This window comes from Caballeronia sp. LZ024 (assembly GCF_031451455.1).
In the GTDB taxonomy this organism is placed as follows: domain Bacteria; phylum Pseudomonadota; class Gammaproteobacteria; order Burkholderiales; family Burkholderiaceae; genus Caballeronia; species Caballeronia telluris.
This window is the reverse complement of record NZ_JARUXL010000001.1, coordinates 1,141,599-1,160,529: the sequence shown is the minus strand read 5'-3', so window position 1 is coordinate 1,160,529 and position 18,931 is coordinate 1,141,599. Positions and strand designations below refer to the sequence as shown.

General features: G+C 65.5%; 19 protein-coding genes. 3 read left to right on the top strand and 16 right to left on the bottom strand.

The features are described from left to right. Window positions 1-79: 79 nt before the first annotated feature. The 8 genes from dapA to QCE48_RS05165 form a co-directional block, all read right to left on the bottom strand. Window positions 80-985, bottom strand: coding sequence for a 4-hydroxy-tetrahydrodipicolinate synthase (gene dapA / locus QCE48_RS05200; protein ID WP_309785779.1), 906 nt, complete (start codon window positions 983-985; stop codon window positions 80-82). A 42-nt stretch (window positions 986-1,027) separates the two neighbouring features. Then, entirely contained in the window at window positions 1,028-1,621 is a 594-nt protein-coding gene (locus tag QCE48_RS05195; RefSeq protein WP_309785780.1) for a class I SAM-dependent methyltransferase, read from the bottom strand. Further along, window positions 1,621-2,823, bottom strand: coding sequence for a tryptophan--tRNA ligase (locus QCE48_RS05190; RefSeq protein ID WP_116561804.1), 1,203 nt, complete (start codon window positions 2,821-2,823; stop codon window positions 1,621-1,623). Before QCE48_RS05190 ends, QCE48_RS05195 begins: the two co-directional genes overlap by 1 nt. Before the next feature lie 4 nt (window positions 2,824-2,827). Next, a complete protein-coding gene (locus QCE48_RS05185; protein WP_309785781.1) occupies window positions 2,828-3,493 on the bottom strand; it encodes a site-2 protease family protein in 666 nt (221 codons plus the stop codon). Between the two features lie 227 nt (window positions 3,494-3,720). After that, a complete protein-coding gene (locus QCE48_RS05180; protein ID WP_309785782.1) occupies window positions 3,721-4,350 on the bottom strand; it encodes an L-threonylcarbamoyladenylate synthase in 630 nt (209 codons plus the stop codon). Window positions 4,351-4,553: 203 nt separating this feature from the next. Beyond that, window positions 4,554-5,384 carry a 3',5'-nucleoside bisphosphate phosphatase gene (locus tag QCE48_RS05175; protein ID WP_309785783.1) on the bottom strand — a complete coding sequence of 277 codons (831 nt, stop codon included), beginning with the start codon at window positions 5,382-5,384 and terminating at the stop codon, window positions 4,554-4,556. Between the two features lie 60 nt (window positions 5,385-5,444). Further along, window positions 5,445-6,338, bottom strand: a complete 894-nt coding sequence (locus QCE48_RS05170; RefSeq protein WP_309785784.1) for an alpha/beta hydrolase — start codon at window positions 6,336-6,338, stop codon at window positions 5,445-5,447. Between the two features lie 61 nt (window positions 6,339-6,399). Continuing rightward, window positions 6,400-7,236, bottom strand: a complete 837-nt coding sequence (locus QCE48_RS05165) for a ferritin-like domain-containing protein (protein WP_309785785.1) — start codon at window positions 7,234-7,236, stop codon at window positions 6,400-6,402. A 182-nt stretch (window positions 7,237-7,418) separates the two neighbouring features. Between QCE48_RS05165 and QCE48_RS05160 the strand changes: the two genes are divergently transcribed. The 3 genes from QCE48_RS05160 to QCE48_RS05150 all read left to right on the top strand — a co-directional run bounded on the left by QCE48_RS05160 (window position 7,419) and on the right by QCE48_RS05150 (window position 9,438). Then, a complete protein-coding gene (locus QCE48_RS05160; protein WP_309785786.1) occupies window positions 7,419-7,943 on the top strand; it encodes a gamma carbonic anhydrase family protein in 525 nt (174 codons plus the stop codon). A gap of 46 nt (window positions 7,944-7,989) precedes the next feature. After that, entirely contained in the window at window positions 7,990-8,940 is a 951-nt protein-coding gene (gene hslO, locus QCE48_RS05155) for an Hsp33 family molecular chaperone HslO (RefSeq protein ID WP_309785787.1), read from the top strand. 135 nt (window positions 8,941-9,075) lie between these two features. Further along, window positions 9,076-9,438, top strand: coding sequence for a hypothetical protein (locus QCE48_RS05150; protein WP_309785788.1), 363 nt, complete (start codon window positions 9,076-9,078; stop codon window positions 9,436-9,438). Between the two features lie 63 nt (window positions 9,439-9,501). Here QCE48_RS05150 and ftsB read toward each other — a convergent pair whose 3' ends face one another. The 8 genes from ftsB to QCE48_RS05110 all read right to left on the bottom strand — a co-directional run bounded on the left by ftsB (window position 9,502) and on the right by QCE48_RS05110 (window position 18,928). Further along, entirely contained in the window at window positions 9,502-9,957 is a 456-nt protein-coding gene (gene ftsB / locus QCE48_RS05145) for a cell division protein FtsB (protein ID WP_116561812.1), read from the bottom strand. A gap of 88 nt (window positions 9,958-10,045) precedes the next feature. Then, window positions 10,046-11,329: a phosphopyruvate hydratase gene (eno, locus tag QCE48_RS05140; protein ID WP_062636304.1), complete on the bottom strand. Its 1,284-nt coding sequence runs from the start codon at window positions 11,327-11,329 to the stop codon at window positions 10,046-10,048. Between the two features lie 110 nt (window positions 11,330-11,439). Next, window positions 11,440-11,727: a DUF1330 domain-containing protein gene (locus QCE48_RS05135; RefSeq protein ID WP_087628852.1), complete on the bottom strand. Its 288-nt coding sequence runs from the start codon at window positions 11,725-11,727 to the stop codon at window positions 11,440-11,442. An 83-nt stretch (window positions 11,728-11,810) separates the two neighbouring features. Then, entirely contained in the window at window positions 11,811-12,665 is an 855-nt protein-coding gene (kdsA, locus tag QCE48_RS05130) for a 3-deoxy-8-phosphooctulonate synthase (protein ID WP_309785789.1), read from the bottom strand. After that, entirely contained in the window at window positions 12,662-14,371 is a 1,710-nt protein-coding gene (locus QCE48_RS05125; protein WP_309785790.1) for a CTP synthase, read from the bottom strand. Before QCE48_RS05125 ends, kdsA begins: the two co-directional genes overlap by 4 nt. A gap of 124 nt (window positions 14,372-14,495) precedes the next feature. Then, window positions 14,496-15,317, bottom strand: coding sequence for an alpha/beta hydrolase (locus QCE48_RS05120; RefSeq protein WP_309785791.1), 822 nt, complete (start codon window positions 15,315-15,317; stop codon window positions 14,496-14,498). A gap of 39 nt (window positions 15,318-15,356) precedes the next feature. Further along, window positions 15,357-18,056: a DNA internalization-related competence protein ComEC/Rec2 gene (locus tag QCE48_RS05115; RefSeq protein WP_404982744.1), complete on the bottom strand. Its 2,700-nt coding sequence runs from the start codon at window positions 18,054-18,056 to the stop codon at window positions 15,357-15,359. Between the two features lie 83 nt (window positions 18,057-18,139). After that, complete coding sequence (locus tag QCE48_RS05110) at window positions 18,140-18,928, bottom strand: TatD family hydrolase (RefSeq protein ID WP_309785792.1); 789 nt, start codon at window positions 18,926-18,928, stop codon at window positions 18,140-18,142. Window positions 18,929-18,931: the final 3 nt, after the last annotated feature.

Here is an 18,931-nt window from a genome sequence, read left to right as displayed (position 1 = left end):
TGGCTGCATGGTCGATCCCGATGAATGGCGGCGGCACGGTCCACTGCGTCAGGGGCGCGCCGCTGCCATCGATCGGGTCTTAGGCCAGGAGCCCTGTTTCGCGCAAGGCATCACGCACGACGTCGTGATAGCGCGCGTCGAGCGGCGTGAGCGGAAGGCGAATGCCGCCTTCCATGCGGCCCATTGCTTCGAGCGCCCACTTCGCAGGAATCGGGTTCGATTCGCAGAAGAGCTGCTTGTGAAGCGAAAGAAGCTTCAGATGAATCTTGCGCGCGGTGATCGCGTCGCCTTCGAGCGCGGCGCGGCACAACTCGCTCATCGCTTTCGGCGCGACGTTCGCCGTGACCGAAATGTTGCCGTGACCGCCGAGCAGCATCAGCGCGATTGCGGTCGGATCGTCGCCGCTGAAGATGCCGAAACCGGCCGGTGCGTGCTTGATCAGGTGCGCGGCGCGGTCGATGTTGCCCGTCGCTTCCTTCACACCGATGATGCCCGGCACGCCCGCGAGACGCAGGATCGTTTCGTTGTTCATGTCGGCCACGGTGCGGCCCGGCACGTTGTACAACACGACCGGCAGATCGACCGATTCCGCGATCTTCACGAAATGACGGTACATGCCTTCCTGCGTCGGCTTGTTGTAATACGGGACGACCTGAAGCGTCGCGTCGGCGCCGACTTTTTTCGCCGCCTTCGACAATTCGATGGCCTCGGCCGTGGAATTGCCGCCCGCGCCCGCGATGATCGGAAAGCGGCCGGCTGTATGCTCGACCGCCGTCTGCACCATCAGAACGTGTTCCTCGACCGAAAGCGTGGCCGACTCGCCGCTCGTGCCGACGACGACGAGACCGTTCGAGCCTTCCGCGACGTGCCAGTCGATCAGTTTTCGAAACGCCGGCAGATCGAGACTACCGTCCTCGTGCATCGGGGTGACGATGGCAGGAATGCTGCCGCGGATCTGGATACCGCCGTGTGTTCCGTTTGTCATGAAACGCTATGAATTTGATCGGTAAACCGCGATTGTAGCGGATTAGCCAGCCAGATCGTAACGCGGCGGAAGCGACGCAGTGTTACGAACGGTGAGGCCGGTTGAGGATCGGTCCGGCTCGCGGACCGCGCAGATTCGTTGCACGTAGGATGCACGCGGATCGCTCGTAAAGCCATCCTGAAAAGCGATGATCCGCAGGCGCGAATGAAACGCATCGACGAGTTCGCCGGGCGCGAGCAGAAATGCCGGATTCGACGGCTTGCCGACGGTTTCGTTGCCGCGCGCGAAGGTTTCGTAGATCAGGATGCCGCCCTCCGCGAGCGCGTCGGCGAGATGGGGAAAGAGCGGGCGATGCAGGTAACGCGTCACGACGACGGCGGCGAATTTTTCATCGGCTGAAAGCGGCCACGGCGCGTTTTCCAGATCCGCCGCGCGCGTCGCGATCCGCTCGATGCCCGAGAGCGAGCCGAGCGCTTCCGCGTCGCGGTCGACGGCGAGCACCGGATGTCCGCGCGACGCGAACCAGCGCGCGTGCCGGCCGCTGCCCGCCGCGACGTCGAGCACCGCCCCGCCCGCCTCGACGAGATGCGCCCATTGCCGCACCCACGCGCTCGCGAAGTCCGCCCCGTGCTCCATCAGTTGTACGAGAGTCCCATCGCTTCGCGCACGTCGCGCATCGTTTCGGTGGCGAACTTGCGCGCCTTGTCGCAGCCGTCGGCGACGATCGCGCGCAAGAGCGACGGATCGTCCATGTATTTTTGCGCGCGCTCGAGCATCGGCTGCTGCTCGCGCAGAATGCCCTCGATCACCGGCTGCTTGCAGTCGAGACACCCGATGCCAGCCGTGCGGCAGCCCTTTTGCACCCATTCGTGCGTGGCTTCGTCGGTGTAGGCCTGATGCAGCTGCCAGACCGGGCACTTGTCCGGATCACCCGGGTCGGTGCGGCGCACGCGCGCGGGGTCGGTCGGCATCGTGCGGACCTTTTTCGTGATGGTTTCCGCGTCTTCGCGCAGGCCGATCGTGTTGCCGTAGGACTTCGACATCTTCTGGCCGTCGAGGCCCGGCATCCGCGATTCGGCCGTGAGCAGCACTTGCGGCTCGACCAGAATCAGTTTGCGCGCGCCTTCCAGATAGCCGAAGAGCCGCTCGCGATCGTTCATCGACAGGCTCTGCGACTCCTGCAGCATCGCGCGCGCCTGTTCGAGCGCTTCGTCGTCGCCTTCCTGCTGATACGCGACGCGCAGCTCGTGGTACAGCTTCGCGCGCTTGCCGCCGAGTTTCTTCGCGGCGTCGAGTGCCTTTTCCTCGAAATCCGGCTCCTTGCCGTACAGATAATTGAAGCGGCGCGCGATTTCACGCGTCATCTCGACGTGCGGCACCTGATCCTCGCCGACCGGCACGAGCGACGCGCGATAGAGCAGGATGTCGGCGGCCATCAGCACCGGATAGCCGAGAAAACCGTAAGTCGACAGATCCTTTTCCTTCAGCTTTTCCATCTGCTCCTTGTAGGTCGGCACGCGTTCGAGCCAGCCAAGCGGCGTCGCCATGCCGAGCAGAAGCGCCAGTTCCGCGTGCTCGGGCACGCGGCTCTGGATGAAGAGCGTCGCCTGCGCCGGATCGATGCCGGACGCGAGCCAGTCGATCAGCACTTCCCAGACGTTCTTCTCGATGACTTCGGGTGTTTCGTAGTGCGTCGTGAGCGCGTGCCAGTCGACGACGGCGAAGAAGCACGGGTACTCGGACTGCAGCCGCACCCAGTTTTTCAGCACGCCGTGATAGTGGCCGAGATGCAGCGAGCCGGTCGGCCGCATGCCTGAGAAGATACGGTCAGGGAACATGGTTTTATAAGAAGAACGAGGCAAAGGGATTCAGAATGGCCGACACCGCCGCGTAGCCGATGTTCACGAGCGGGCTCAGCCAGAACCGCGTGAGACCGCCCGTCACGACGAGCGCCATCACGATGAAAAAGCCGTACGGTTCGAGCCGTTGCAGCGCGAGCGACGCGCGGATCGGCAACAGCGCCATCAGCACGCGGCCGCCGTCGAGCGGGGGCAGCGGAAAGAGATTCAGCACACCGAGCACGAGATTCACGCCGACGCCCGCCGCCGCCATGCGCGTGAAAAACGCCTCGTCGACGTGAAAGCCTGCGAGCGCGACCGCGATCACGCCCCAGAGGAGCGCCTGCACGAAGTTGCTGGCGGGACCGGCGGCGGCGACCCAGAGGCTGCCCCAGCGCGGATTGCGCAGGTTGCCGAACGCGACCGGAACAGGCTTCGCGTAGCCGAACATGAAGGCGCCGCTCGTGACGAAATAGAGAACGATCGGAATGACGATGGTGCCAATGGGGTCGATGTGCCGCATCGGATTGAACGAAACGCGGCCGAGCACGTAAGCGGTGTTGTCGCCGAGCAGGCGTGCCACATAGCCGTGCGCGGCCTCGTGCAGCGTGATCGCGAAGATCACCGGGAGCGCGTAGACCGCGATTGTCTGTATCAGGGAAGAATCCATAGCTCGCTATTGTAACAAGCGTCTCAGGCTGTTCAGGGCGCCACTCATGGCGGGCAAGGCCACGGTTGCGCGAGGCGAGCGTGGGTGCAGTCGGGTTGCGGCGGTCGGGTGGTGACCCCTTTGTCGGCGCAACGCAGAAAAACCGCCGCCGACCGGAGAATAATGCCTTCGGCTGAAATATTTCGCCCGATTTTATCTGCGGCGCGCGCGACGGCCCCCGGGCGCACTCATGCGGTCAGGCCGAACGGCTCCAGACTGCCGCGCCCGGGGCGCACCAGCACCGGCTCCTCGCCCGTCAGGTCGATGACCGTCGAAGGCTCGGCGGCGCACGCGCCCGCGTCGATCACGAGGTCGATCTGCTTTTCCAGCCGCTCGCGGATGTCCTCGGCGTCGTTGAGCGGCTCGGCGTCGGGCGGGAGGATCAGCGTCGAGCCGAGGAGCGGCTGGCCGAGCGCTTCCAGCAGCGCGAGCGTGATCGCGTGGTCGGGCACGCGCAGGCCGATCGTCTTGCGCGACGGGTGCGAGAGGCGTCGCGGCACTTCCTTCGTTGCCTGCAGGACGAACACGTAAGGCCCCGGCGTCACCGATTTGAGCAGCCGGTACTGCCGGTTGTCGACCTGCGCGAAATTCGCGAGCTGCGACAGATCGCGCACGAGCAGCGACAGCAGTTGCTTCTCATCGAGCCCGCGAATGCGGCGAATGCGCTCGACGGCGTCCTTGTCATCCAGATGACAGGCGAGCGCGTAGCTCGAATCGGTCGGCATCGCGATGACGCCGCCGTCGTTGATGATCTGCACCGCCTGATTGATCAGGCGCGGCTGCGGATTGTCCGGATGAATGCGAAAGAATTGAGACATGGCGGCGTGGTGTTTTTGGTATCGCTTGTCGCGCGACGCAGCAGGAGCGCGGTTGCCACACGGCTCGCGAAGCGCGGACGGTGCGGTTCGATTCAGAACGCGAACGGCGTAATGCATGATGTGAGCACCGCCTGAAGGAACTCGATGCAACTTGCGAGAAACGTGCCAGGTGAGCCGACGCGTTGGCGCACGCGGCGAGGCATTTAGAGCCAGCGTTCCCAGACGGGCCTGAGATCGGAGGGAAGCGGCGGAAGCAGTCCGAGGTCGATCCGGCCTTCGCCCGCGCCATGAAAGTCCGAGCCGCGCGACGCGTAAAAACCGTAGCGGCGCGCAACCTCTGCGTACTCGCGATACTGGTCCGGCGTATGGCTGCCGGTCACCACTTCGATAGCGTTGCCGCCCAGTTCGATGAACTCGTCGAAGAGCGCGGCGAATTCGGTCGGCGTGAAGTTGTAGCGGCCGGGATGCGCGATGATCGCCTCGCCGCCCGCCTCGCTGATCCATTTCATGGCGTCCGTCAGTTTCGACCAGCGGTGGCCGACGAAGCCCGGCTTGCCCTCGCCCAGATAGCGCGCGAAGACGTCCGAAGTCGATTGCGCGAGGCCCTCTTCCACCAGATACCGCGCGAAATGCGTGCGCGAGATCATCTTCGGGTCGTTCACGTAGCGCAGCGCGCCTTCGTAGCAATTCGGGATGCCGGCCTTCGCGAGCGCCTCGCCGATCGCTTCGCCCCGCGCCGCCCGGCCGTCGCGCGTGGCGGCGAGGCCGTCGAGCAGCTGCTGGTTCTGCGGGTCCACGTTCAGACCGACGACGTGCACCGTGCGGCCCGCCCACGTCACCGAAATTTCCACGCCCGCGAGATAGCGCATGCCGAGCGCCTCGGCCGTCTCGCGCGCTTCCTGCTGGCCGCCGAGCTGGTCGTGATCGGTGAGCGCCCACAGCGTTACGCCGTTCGCGTGCGCGCGGCGCGCGACCTCGGCGGGCGCGAGCTGGCCGTCGGAAACGGTGGAGTGACAGTGGAGATCGGCGTTCATCGTGGAAAGGTTAGGGATTCACTGACATTCTACTGCAACGCACGATTCGGGCCGCATGCCCTAGCCCTCGCAGAACTGCGCGATGAGCGCGGCGACGCGCTCCGGCTGATCGTGATGCAGCATGTGCCCGGCGTCCTCGATGATTTCCTCGCGCCAGTCGGGAAAAGCGGCAAAGCGCGCCTTGAATTCGTCGAGCGGAACGTCGCCTGCGATCGACGCGAGCGTCGGCGAATGCGCGGCTTCGACGTGCAGCACCTTCGCGCGCACCTGCGACCAGACCGCCATCACTTCGTCGAGCCGGTAAAGCAGCGGTCCGCGCAGCTTGTGGGCGGAATCGGCGAGCAGGTGGAAGCGCCCGTCGCCGCCCTCCTTCGACCAGTGTTGCGCCAGAAAACGCGCGCGCGGCCACGCAAGACGCGGATTCGTGCGGATCAGGCGCTGCGCGACTTCGTCGAGCGTCGCGTAGCTGCGCAGTGCGGGCGGCGCGCGCAGATCGTCGAGCCATTGCGCGAGGCGCGCGGGCGAGCGCCTCGGATCGCCCGCAGCGAGGCCGAAGCCTTCCAGATCGACGACCCGGCGAACGCGCCCCGGCCGCACGCCCGCGTACAGGCCGACGACGTTCGCGCCCATGCTGTGCCCGACGAGGTTCACTTCGCCATGCGGCGCGTAGTGGTCGAGCAACACGTCGAGGTCGGCGAGATAGTCCTGGAACCAGTAGTGGCCGCCGCCGCGCTCCGCGACCGGCCACGCGGACAGGCCGAAGCCGCGCGCATCGGGCGCGATCACCTGCCAGCCGTCGCCGAGCGCGTCGACGACGAACTGGAACGACGCCGCCACGTCCATCCAGCCGTGCAGCATGAAGAGCAGCGGCGCATCGGGCGATCGGGCGTCCCAGCGGCGCACGTGCAGGCGCACGCCGCGCGCGTCGACGAATTCCGAGGAAGAAATGCGCATCGCCGGCTCCAGAAAAGAATGATCGTTCTATTATAGCCAGCGGCGCCAATTTTGAGATGCGCTAGTCGTCGAGTTGCGCGAGGGCGCGCAGTTCGGCTTCGTCGAAACCGGCGTCGCGGCGCGCCTCGAAGTTGAACGGACCGCGCAGTTTCGGCGCGCGGTACTGCTCGGCGAGTCGCGCGTAGGTGAGGTGCGGATCGGCGCCCACCGCGTCGCACAGATGCCGAAACCAGCGGTTGCCGATCAGCACATGGCCGATTTCGTCGCGCAGAATCACGTCGAGAATTGCCGCCGCCGCGTGGTCGCCCGCCTGCGCAAGACGCTTGCGGATCGGCGGCGACGCGTCGAGACCGCGCGCCTCCAGCGTGCGCGGGACGAGCGCCATGCGTGCCAGGACGTCTTCGCGGGTGCGCTCAGCCATTTCCCACAGGCCGTCGTGCGCCGGAAAGTCGCCGTAGACATGGCCGAACTCGCTGAGCCGCGCGCTCAATAGCGAAAAGTGATGCGCCTCTTCCGCCGCGACCCTCAACCAATCACGATAATAATCATCCGGCATGGATGAAAAACGCCAGACGGCGTCGAGCGCGAGGTTGATCGCGTTGAATTCGATGTGCGCGAGCGCGTGCAGCAGCACCGCCCGCCCCGCTTCGGTCTGCATCCCGCGACGCTTGAGCGATCCCGGTTCGACGAGCGGCGGCCGCTCGGGCCGGCCCGGCAGGCTACCAGGTTCGACAAGCCGCAGCGCAGGATCGACCGATACCTCGCCTGCCTGCGCGCGCGCATAGAGCGCACGAGCGCGCGCGGCTTTCGTCTGCGGATCGCGCTCGCAAAGGATATCGAGCGCCGTCTGGCGGGCGCAGCGCGATTCGGAATCGATCGGAGAGGAAGCGTCGGGCATGGCGGGGAACGTTCGGGCAATAGAGACGGGCTTGGCGCGCAAAAGGCTAAAATGGCGCTTTACGAACCGGACTTCGCCCTCGGACAAAGCTGAAAAGGCACGCCGCCGTCCGGCATTGTAGCGCCGGGTCCGCGTGCCGAAGCCGCCGATGAGCGCACCGTCCCACCGACCAGGAGACACAGTTGACCATCTACAAGCTGGGCGACGAGGCACCCACCATCCACGAAAGCGTGTTTCTCGCGGACACCGCGACCATCATCGGCCGCGTGACGCTCGAGGAGAATTCGAGCGTCTGGTTCGGCGCGGCGCTGCGCGGCGACAACGAGCCGATCGTCGTCGGGCGCGGCAGCAACGTCCAGGAAGGCGCGATCCTGCACGCCGATCCGGGTTTTCCGCTGACCATCGAGGCGAACGTGACCGTCGGCCATCAGGCGATGCTGCACGGCTGCACGATCAAGGAAGGCGCGCTGATCGGAATCCAGGCGGTGGTCTTGAATGGCGCGGTCATCGGCCGCAACTGTCTGGTTGGCGCGGGCGCGGTGGTGACCGAAGGCAAGGTGTTTCCCGACAACACGCTGATTCTCGGCTCGCCCGCGAAGGCGGTGCGCGAAATCACCGAGGCCGACATCGCCCGCATCCAGTCGGCCACGCGCAGTTACGCGGACCGGCGCGAATACTACAAGGCGCAACTCGTGCGGATCGGCTGAAAGGCGGTTCGCGGCACGACGTGGCGCCGTATCGAAAGGAAGAGTTGTGAACGACCAGTTGCAGAAATTCATGTTCAACGCGGCGCCCGTGCGCGGCGAAATCGTCTCGCTGCGCAACACGTGGCAGGAAGTGCTCGCGCGCCGCTCGTATCCGGCGCCCGTGCGCGACGTGCTCGGCGAGATGACGGCGGCCTGCGCGCTCCTGTCGGCGAACCTCAAGTTCGACGGCACGCTCATCATGCAGATCTACGGCGACGGGCCGGTGACGATGCTGGTCGTCCAGTGCAGTTCGGATCTTTCGCTGCGCGCCACGGCGAAGCTCGCCGATGACGCCGCCGAGCGCATCACCGAAGGCATTTCGCTTGCGGACCTGCTCAACCAGCACGGACGCGGCCGCTGCGTGATCACGCTCGATCCGAAGGAGAAGAAGCCGGGTCAGCAGCCGTATCAGGGCATCGTGCCGCTGTCGGGCGAGCACGGTCCGCTCGGCTCGATGGCCGAGGTGCTGGAACATTACATGCATCACTCGGAACAGCTCGACACGCGCATGTGGCTCGCGGCGAATACGGATCGCGCGGTCGGCATGCTTTTGCAGAAACTGCCGGGCGACGGTGGCATCGTCCCGCATCCGGGCGAGCACGACGCCGATACGTGGCAGCGCGTGTGTCATCTGGGCAGCACGCTCTCTGTTGCCGAACTGCTGGGCGAAGAGCCCGAAACCGTGTTCCGGCGTCTCTTCTGGCAGGAAAACGTGCAGCATTTCGAGCCGGCGGCGACGCGTTTCCAGTGTTCCTGCTCGCGCGAGAAAGTCGGCGGAATGCTGAAGATGCTCGGTCGCGACGAAGTCGATGGCGTGATCGACGAGCGCGGCAGCGTCGAGGTGCATTGCGAGTTTTGCAATCAGCGCTACGAGTTCGACCCCGTCGACGTTGCGCAACTTTTTGTCGCAAAGGAACTCTCACAAGGAGTGAGCGAGGCGTCTCAACAGCGTCATTGAGCTTGATTTCACGAAGGTTTTATCGGCACGGGCGCACGTTGGCGCTGTCTGTGCCGGCGGACCACGCGTCGTGAGCGCATGGTCCGGCACGATATGATTCAGGTCTGTCTGGTCTGCGGCCCGCTGGAGGTCGATATGAAAAAAGCTGCGTGGTTCCGGGGTGTTTCGTTGTCGGTATGCGCGTTGTCGGCGGCCGCGTTGATCGCGGGCTGTACGATGGACCCGCCCGGCCCGTCGCCGATCTATAGCCGCCTGCCTTCGGCTCAAACTCAGCCGCAGCAGCCGCTGTCGAAGGAAGAGCAACAACGCTACAACCAGATCGATCACCAAGTGCTCGCCGAGCAACAACAAGCGATGGCCGCCGATGCCGCGGCACAGGCGTGGTCGCAGTACTACCGTGCGCCCGTCAGCATCTACGGCGGGTATTCCAGCGGCGGCTGGGGCGGCGGTCCGTACTGGGGAACCGGCATCGGATTCGGAACGGGATACTCGTGGTAGAGATGAAATGAAAAAAGCGCGGCCGATGACCGCGCTTTTCTTATTTGCCGATGACCTTCGCGTTCAGCCGCCCTGCTTCTTCTTCGCGTCTTCCTTTTCCTTCGCGGCCTTCTTCTCGAACGCCCGACGTTCTTCCTTCGAACGCGACACCGGATTCGGCACCACCCGCAGGGGCGCCGCCGACACCTGACCGCGCGTCGACGCATTCGCGCCGGGCGCGTTCGCCGAGTTGACGGGCGCGGCCGAATTCGGCGAGACGAACTGCACGAAGACCTCGCTGTCCTTCATCATGCCCATCTCGTAGCGCGCGCGTTCCTCGACGGCCGCCGTTCCGCTCTGCAAATCCTGGACTTCGCCCTGCACGCGTTCGTTGCGCAGTTTGAGGTCGGCGTTCTTCTGGGTCTGCTGCGCGAGTTGTCCCTGCAATTCGTGGACGCGCAGCCAACCCCCATGTCCCCACCACAGCGGATATTGGATCAGCGCCAGCAGGAGGATGAGGACGACAGTGACAAGCCGCATTGAGAGAGCCGAAATAAGCGCCGCCCGGCGTTCGAAGCGCGAGGGCGGCGGGCTGAAAAATTAACTAACGTCCAATTCGGCTAAAGCTTTAGCGCAAGTTGTAGAACGCCGACTTGCCCGGATAGCTCGCGATATCGCCGAGATCTTCCTCGATACGCAGCAACTGGTTGTACTTCGAGATGCGGTCGCTGCGCGAGAGCGAACCCGTCTTGATCTGGCCGGCGTTCAGTCCGACGGCGATGTCCGCGATCGTCGAATCTTCGGTTTCGCCCGAACGGTGCGAAATCACCGCCGTGTAGCCCGCGCGCTTTGCCATCTCGATGGCCGCGAAAGTTTCCGTCAGCGTGCCGATCTGGTTGATCTTGATCAGGATCGAGTTCGCGATGCCCTTCTCGATGCCTTCCTTCAGGATGCGCGTGTTGGTGACGAACAGGTCGTCGCCGACGAGCTGGATCTGCTTGCCCAGACGATCCGTGAGAATCTTCCAGCCTTCCCAGTCGCTCTCGTGCATGCCGTCCTCGATCGAGATGATCGGGAACTTGTCGGCGAGCGTCGCGAGGTAGTCGGTGAATTCCGCCGACGACAGTTGCAGGCCTTCGCCCGCGAGCTGGTACTTGCCGTCGTGGTAGAACTCGCTCGCCGCGCAATCCAGTGCGAGCAGCACGTCTTCGCCCGCGCGATAGCCGGTGCGTTCGATGGCTTGCAGGATCGTGGAGAGGCACTCGTCGTTGCTGCCGAAATTCGGCGCGAAGCCGCCTTCGTCGCCGACCGCCGTGCTCATGCCGCGCTCGGAGAGGATCTTCTTCAGCGAGTGGAACACTTCGGCGCCGCAGCGCAGCGCTTCGCGGAAGGTCGGCTGGCTGACCGGCACAATCATGAATTCCTGGATGTCCAGGCTGTTGTTCGCGTGCGCGCCGCCGTTGACGATGTTCATCATCGGCACCGGCAGTTGCATCGCGCCCGAGCCGCCGAAGTAGCGATAGAGCGGCAGGCCTGCTTCTTCAGCCGCGGCCTTCGCAACCGCCATCGACACGGCGAGCATCGCATTCGCGCCGAGACGCGATTTGTTGTCGGTGCCGTCGAGTTCGAGCAGCGTCTTGTCGAGGAACGCCTGTTCCGACGCGTCGAGGCCCATGATGGCTTCGGAGATTTCGGTATTGATGTGCTCGACGGCCTTCAAGACGCCCTTGCCGCCGTAGCGGTTGCCTTCTTCGTCGCGCAGTTCGATCGCTTCGCGCGATCCCGTGGATGCGCCCGACGGCACGGCAGCGCGGCCCATCGTGCCCGATTCGAGCAGCACGTCGCATTCGACGGTGGGGTTGCCTCGCGAATCGAGAATCTCGCGGCCGATGATATCTACGATAGCACTCATGGTTTCCTCAAGAAATGACGTTGAATTCCTGCTGCCGGCGACGCTTCCTGCCGGCCTTGCTCAAGATTTTCGAAGGAAGCGAATACGGGGGCACGGATGTGCCGCCCCGCTCAGACTCCTTCGACCACCATCAGGTTCACCCGCGCCGCGCCTTCGCGGACCTGCCTCGCGGCTTCATATTCGGCGGAATGATAGAACGTCTTTGCTGCTTCGAAGGAAGGAAATTCGAGGACGACAGTGCGCGAATGGAACGCGCCTTCGAGCGTTTCGCTCTGGCCGCCGCGCACGAGGTACGTGCCGCCGTGCGCTTCGATCGCCGCCGGCGCGAGCGCACGGTAATCGGCGTACTGCTCGGGGTTCGTCACTTCCATGTTCGCGATGATGTAGCCCTTCGCCACTGAGTTCTCCCCCTGTCCGATGCTGCTTTGTGCAGCGATTTTTTTGATGCGAACGTCGCGACCGCGACGTTCGCGACGCGCTTTCAGCTGAAATCGTTCTCGAGGAACGGGCCGCGCTTCACCGCCTGATCGAGCGCGACGAGTGTTTCCAACAACGCTTCCATGCGATGCAGCGGTACGGCGTTCGGTCCATCGGACTTGGCGTTCGCTGGGTCCGGATGCGTCTCCATGAAGAGCCCCGACACGCCCGTTGCGACCGCCGCGCGCGCGAGCACCGGCACGAACTCGCGCTGGCCGCCGGAACTCGTGCCCTGCCCGCCCGGCAACTGCACCGAGTGCGTGGCATCGAAGACGACGGGCGCGTTCGTCTCGCGCATGATCGCGAGCGAGCGCATGTCCGAGACGAGGTTGTTATAGCCGAACGACACGCCCCGCTCGCACGCCATGAAGCGGTCTTCCGACAGACCCGCTTCGCGGGCGGCGTCGCGCGCCTTGTCGATCACGTTCTTCATGTCGTGCGGCGCGAGAAACTGGCCCTTCTTGATGTTCACCGGCTTGCCCGAACGTGCGCACGCGTGGATGAAATCGGTCTGGCGGCACAGGAACGCGGGCGTCTGCAACACGTCGACCACCGATGCGACCGCTTCGATCTCGTGTTCCGAATGGACGTCGGTCAGAACCGGCAGGCCGAGCTGTTTCTTCACTTCGCCAAGAATGCGCAGGCCTTCGTCCATGCCAAGCCCGCGAAACGACTTGCCCGAACTGCGGTTCGCCTTGTCATACGACGACTTGTAGATGAACGGCACGCCGACTTTCGCGCAGATTTCCTTCAGCCGCCCGGCGACGTCGATCGTCATCTGCTCCGATTCGACGACGCACGTCCCCGCGATCAGGAAAAACGGCTTGTCGAGACCGATGTCGAAGTCGCAGAGTTTCATGCCTGTGCTCCCGCCGTGGCGCGCGCGGCCGCTTCCTTGCCATCGGCCGCCTGCGTGCCGTCGGCCGATTCGCTGTGCGTTCGCGCCGCTTCGACGAACGCCTTGAAGAGCGGATGACCGTCGCGCGGGGTCGAGGTGAATTCGGGGTGGAACTGGACACCGACGAACCACGGATGCATCGACTGCGGCAATTCCATCATTTCCGGCAGGTCCTCGCTCGGGGTACGGGCGCTGATGATAAGGCCGCCCGCTTCGAGCTGGGGCACGAAACGGTTATTGACTTCATAACGGTGACGGTGACGCTCGTTCACATCCGTGCCGTAGATGCGCTCGGCCATCGTGCCCGGCTTGATCGGGCACTTCTGCGAACCGAGGCGCATCGTGCCGCCGAGATCCGATTCCTCGCTGCGCTTTTCGACGCGGCCCGCACGGTCGTACCACTCTGTGATGAGCGCGACGACCGGATTCTGCGTGGAGGGCTCGAACTCGGTGCTGTTGGCGTCGGCGAGGCCGGCCACGTCGCGGGCGAATTCGATCACCGCGAGCTGCATGCCGAGGCAGATGCCGAGATAAGGCGTTTTCGATTCGCGCGCGTACTGGATGGCCTTGATCTTGCCTTCCGTGCCGCGGCGTCCGAAGCCGCCCGGCACCAGCACGGCGTCCAAATGCTTCAGACCGTCGACACCTTCCGCGTCGATCTGCTCGGAGTCGATGTATTCGATGTTGACCTTGGTCGACGTATGGATCGCCGCGTGGCGCAGCGCCTCGATCAGCGACTTGTACGACTCGGTGAGTTCGACATATTTGCCGACCATGCCGATGGTCACTTCGCTCTTCGGGTTCTCGAGCTTCTCGACGAGCTGCGACCACATGGCGAGATCGGCCGGCTGCGGCGCGAGCTTGAGTTCCTCGCAGATGATCTGGTCGAGGCCCTGGTCGTGCAGCATCTGCGGAATCTTGTAGATGCTGTCCACGTCCCACACGGAGATGACCGCGTCTTCCGGCACGTTCGAGAAGAGCGAAATCTTCTGGCATTCGTCGTCGGGAATGCGGCGGTCGGCGCGGCACAGCAGCACGTGCGGGGAGATGCCGATCTCGCGCAGCTTCTGCACGCTGTGCTGCGTGGGCTTCGTCTTGAGTTCGCCCGCGGTGGCGATGTACGGCACGAGCGTCAGATGCACGAAGCACGCGCTGTTGCGCCCGAGGCGCAGGCTCATCTGGCGCGCGGCTTCGAGGAACGGCAGCGATTCGATGTCGCCGACCGTGCCGCCGATCTCCACGATCGCGACATCCGGCTCGCCGCACGTCGCCGCTGCGGCGCCGCGTTCGAGGAACGCCTGGATTTCGTTCGTGATGTGCGGAATGACCTGAACCGTCTTGCCGAGATACTCGCCGCGGCGTTCCTTGCGGATCACCGATTCGTAGATCTGGCCGGTCGTGAAGTTGTTGGCCTTGCGCATCTTCGTGCTGATGAAGCGCTCGTAATGGCCGAGGTCGAGGTCGGTTTCCGCGCCGTCTTCCGTCACGAACACTTCGCCGTGCTGAAACGGGCTCATCGTGCCGGGGTCGACGTTGATGTAGGGATCGAGCTTGAGGAGGGTGACTTTGAGGCCGCGCGATTCGAGGATCGCGGCGAGGGAGGCGGCGGCAATACCTTTGCCAAGGGAAGAAACTACGCCGCCGGTGACGAATACATATTTGGTCATCGCTAGGTGCTCGCGGGAAAAACGGATTATACCGTAAAGGCCGCCTCCGACCCAGCGCGCGCCGCCCGGATTTTGCAGTGCAGCGTTGCAACTTTCTGCGCCCGCTGCGCGTGTTTGCGCCGGATCAGCCGAGCGCGTTGAGCATGCGATGCACGGCGCGCGCGGTATCGATCGGCCGCTCCATCGGAAAGAGATGGCTGCCTTCGATCCACTCGAAACGCTCGCCCGCGACGCGCCGCGTAAGATCGAGCCCCACTTGCCGCACTTCCTTCGAATGCGTCCCTGCGATGAAGCCGACCGGCACCTGCGCGCCACGTGCGAGCCGCGCGCCGAGCGTATGCGGCAGCGTCCGGTAGATCAGATATTCGACGTGGCGATCGAACGCGAGCGTGCGTGCGCCGTTCGCGCCCGTCTGCGGAATCGCGTAGTCGATGTAATCGGACAGCATGCGCTCGTCCCAGCGCGCGAACGCCGGCTTCGCGTGGAAGTGCCGCCACGCTTCGTCGCGGCTCGCCCACTGCGTGCGGCGCTTTTTCGTCGCGGCGGCGGGCGACAGGCGCTCGTCGAGTCCCGTGAACTGCGACACGCGCAACACGCTGCTGCGCCAGCCGCCGATCACCGGCGAATCGAGCATCACGACGCCCTTCACCCACTGCGGGCGCTTGAGCGCGGCCATCATCGACAGATAACCGCCGAGCGAATGACCGACGAGCCATACCTTCGCGCGTTCATTCTGCGCGGCGGTCGCGCCGTGGCGCGTGCTGGCGATGTCGTCGAGCAACTGGTCGACGAGACGCGGCCAGTCGCGCGTGACCGGATAGCGTGGATCATGGCCGAAGCGCTCCACCGAGCGGATGTCGTAGTCGTCGGCGAGTTCGGCGAAGATCGTCCGGTACGTCGATGCCGGAAAGCCGTTCGCGTGCGAGAAATGAATGATGTCCTTCAAGCGGTGGGCGCTCCTTGTCGCGTGTTTTTCTTGTTCCGTTCACCGGTCCATCCAGTAGCGCGCGTGCGTCTGCCGGTAGCGTTCAAGCGAAATCGCCGATGAAACCTCGATGCGCGCGGCGCCGTCTTCGTCGCTGCGCGAGAGTTCGAGCCCGCGCAGGCGATAACGCTGAAACACGGTCGGATGCGGATGGTGAAAACGGTTGCGATAGCCTACCTGAAATACCGCGACGAGCGGCCTGACGGAATCGAGGAAAGGCTCGGTCGACGACGTCTTGCTGCCGTGATGCGGCACGACGAGCACGTCGGCGCGCAGCGCGCGGGCGTCGCGCCGCAGAAGCGTGCGCTCGACGTCCGCTTCGATATCGGCGGCGAGCAAGGCCGAGCGTCCTGCCGCGCTCGTCACCTTCAGCACGCACGACTGCGCATTCGGCTTGCCGGCGAGCGGCGCCGGATCGGGCCAGAGCATCGCGAACTCGACGCCGTCCCACGTCCAGCGCTGGCCCGCCGCGCAGCGCAGCGCGTCTGCGTGGTGCTCGCCGGCGGTTCGCCACAGCGCGTCCTGCGGCGGCAGCGAAGCCACGAACTGACGCACACCGATCGATTGCAGCACGGCCGGCGCGCCGCCCGCGTGATCCGAATCGGAATGGCTGATGACGAGCGCGTCGAGCGTCGTCGCGCCATCGGCGAAAAGATACGGCACGACGATCCGCTCGCCCGCGTGCGTCGATTCGGGCCCGGGACCGGCGTCGAAGAGCAGCGTGTGGCGCGCCGTTTCGACGACGATCGACGACCCCTGGCCGATGTCGAGTGCCGTCAGGCGGAACGCGCCCGTCGCGGGCGCATGCGGCGCGGGGACGACGAGCGGCAGCCAGGTCAGTGGCGCGGCGAAGCGCAACGGCCAGCCGCGCGGCGCGAGCGCCCATGCGACACCGGCCGCAGCCGCCGCCAGCGCGAACGGTCCGGGCTGCGGCAGGCGCCACAACGCCCACGGCAGGCTCGTGAAATGCGCCAGCGCTTCGCACATGAGCGCGAGAAGGCTGTGCGCGATCTGATAAGCGAAGCCGTCGAGCGGCGCGGGCAGCAACACGCCCGCGAGCACCGTCGGCGTGACGAGCATGCTGACCCACGGAATCGCGATGGCATTGGCGAGCGGGCCGATCAGCGGAATCTGGAAAAACCAGTAGGCGGTGAGCGGCGCGAGCGCAATCGTCACGGCGTACTGGACGCGCGCGCTCGACGCCGCGGGCGCGCTTAAGTGACTCGCTGATCGGCGTGCATGGCGCAGCGCTTCATGCAGGACGCCACGCGCACGATGGCTCGCCCGTCCCGGGGCGGGACCGGGCGGACGAGCGGACATGAGCGTTGCAGCGGCATCGGGCGGCCCCGACACGCGTTCGTCGCGCGGGCACGCGGCGACTCGCGCGGCATCGGCAAGCGGCCAGCTACGTTCCCTGGCCGCGTCCACCGCGACGATCGACGACGCGGAATCCGGCAACCGTTCGATCGCGGACGCCGGCTCACCGGCACCCGCTTCCGCCGCGCGCTGGCGCGCTTCGTAGGTCTCGACATCGCGCGCGGAGTCATCGCCGTCGTCGGCACGCCCTTTCGACGCGCGCCGCCCGTGCGCCGCGATCGCGAAGAGAATCGCGCCGACTGCGCAGAACGACAGCCAGAACCCGGCCGCCGTGACCGCCCACGGATCGGCGAGGAGCACGAGCGCGAGCGCCCACGCCAGTACGAGCGACGGCGCGAGCCGCCGCCCGGCCATCGCCGCGAGCGCGACGACGCCCAGCATCCACAACGCGCGCTGCGCCGGCACGTTGAATCCGGCGAGACCCGCATAAAGCCCCGCGAACGCCGCCGCGCCGCCCGCTGCCACTTTCTGCGCGGCCACGTAAAGCGGCAGCGGCACACCGCGCCAGCGCGCGCGGCGCCATATAAAACCAGTCAGCCACGCCGCCAGTCCCGCAACGAAGCCGATATGCAGCCCCGAGATCGCCACCAAATGGCTCGTTCCGGTCGCGCGCATCAGCGCCCAGTCGTCGTCGCTCACGCCGTCCTGCGCGCCCACCGCCAGCGCCACGACGATCCCGCGATGCGGCGCCGCGCCGAGCGCGCGGCCAATGCGCTCGCGCAAATGCGCCCGCAGCCGGTCGATCGCCAGCGCGATGCCGTGCGCGTCGCGAGGCAGCCGGCGCGCGCTCGCGTTCTCCGCCACGTAGCCCGTCGCGCGGATATCGCGTGCGAGAAGCGCCGCTTCGGCGTCGCGCGCGCCGAAGTTCGCGTTGCCGTGCGCGCGCTTCAGGCGAACCGTCAATGTCCAGCGCTGGCCGGCAACCAACCCGGGCGGCGGCGCGCCATCGACGGCGATCCACGACAATTGCACGACGCGCGGAAAGTCGCGCAGCTTTGCATCGTTCGATTCGACTTCGAAGAGAAAGCGCGTGCCGTCGTCGTCGGTCGAGGGCAGGCCGCGCACGTAACCGTTCAGAACGATATTGCGCCCTTCGTAGGCGAGAGGCAGTTGCGCCTGCATGCGGACATCGGCGCGCACGGCCGCGTAACCGAAGCCGAACACAAAAGCCCCGACCAGCAGCGCGCCGCGATACCGCCGACTCAGCACGCACGCGCAGCAGAACACCACGCACAGACCCATCCACCCGCGCCACCCCGGCAACGCGGCCTGCTGCTGCAGCCATCCGACACCCAGCGCGAACCCGATCAGTACACCCCGCACGCACGCCCTCGCCAAAGTTCATGACGAGCGCGTCCGCACCGGATGACCGATTCATCCGATGTCCGCCGTCGACACGATAACGATTATGAGGAGAGCCGCCCGAGTCGCGGCAGCGCGGCGTGAGCGTTAGCCGTTGTGCCTAGGGAAAGCGCGGCTTCGTCGATGCCGCGCAGTTCCGCCAGCACTTTGGCGATGCCCGCAACCTGGTCCGGCGCGTTGCGTTCCCTGTAGCGCCAGGACGGCGCGATATCGGGCGCATCGGTTTCGAGGACGATCGACTCGAGCGGCAGTTGCGCCGCGAGCCGCCGAATCTGCCGCGCGCGCTCGAACGTGAGATTGCCGCCGAAACCGAGATGCATGCCGTGCGCGATGAACGCCTCGGCCTGCTGGAAACTGCCGTTGAACGCATGCGCGATGCCGGTTTTCACGCCATTGACGCGCAGCCCCTTGAGCACCTTGTCCTGCGATTTGCGCACGTGGCAGATCACGGGAAGATCGAATTCCCGCGCGATTTTCAGTTGCTCGTCGTAGAAGAACTGCTGGCGGGCGTCGTCGAGCGTCGGCACGAAGTAGTCGAGCCCGATTTCGCCGATGCCCACGAAGCGCGGATCGTCGAGGCTCGCGGCGACGGTTTCGCGCAGCACGCGCAGGTCGTCGTCCTGAGCGCGCGGCGTGAAAAGCGGATGGATGCCGAGCGCATACGCCCCGCCGTCGATGCGATGCGCAAGATCGCGCACCGTCGCGAAGTTCGCGCGCTCGACACCCGGAATCACGATCCGCGACACGCCCGCGCGCCGCGCCGATGCCGCGACGTCGTCGCGGTCGGCGTCGAATTCGGAAGCATCGAGATGGCAGTGCGTGTCAATCCACATGAT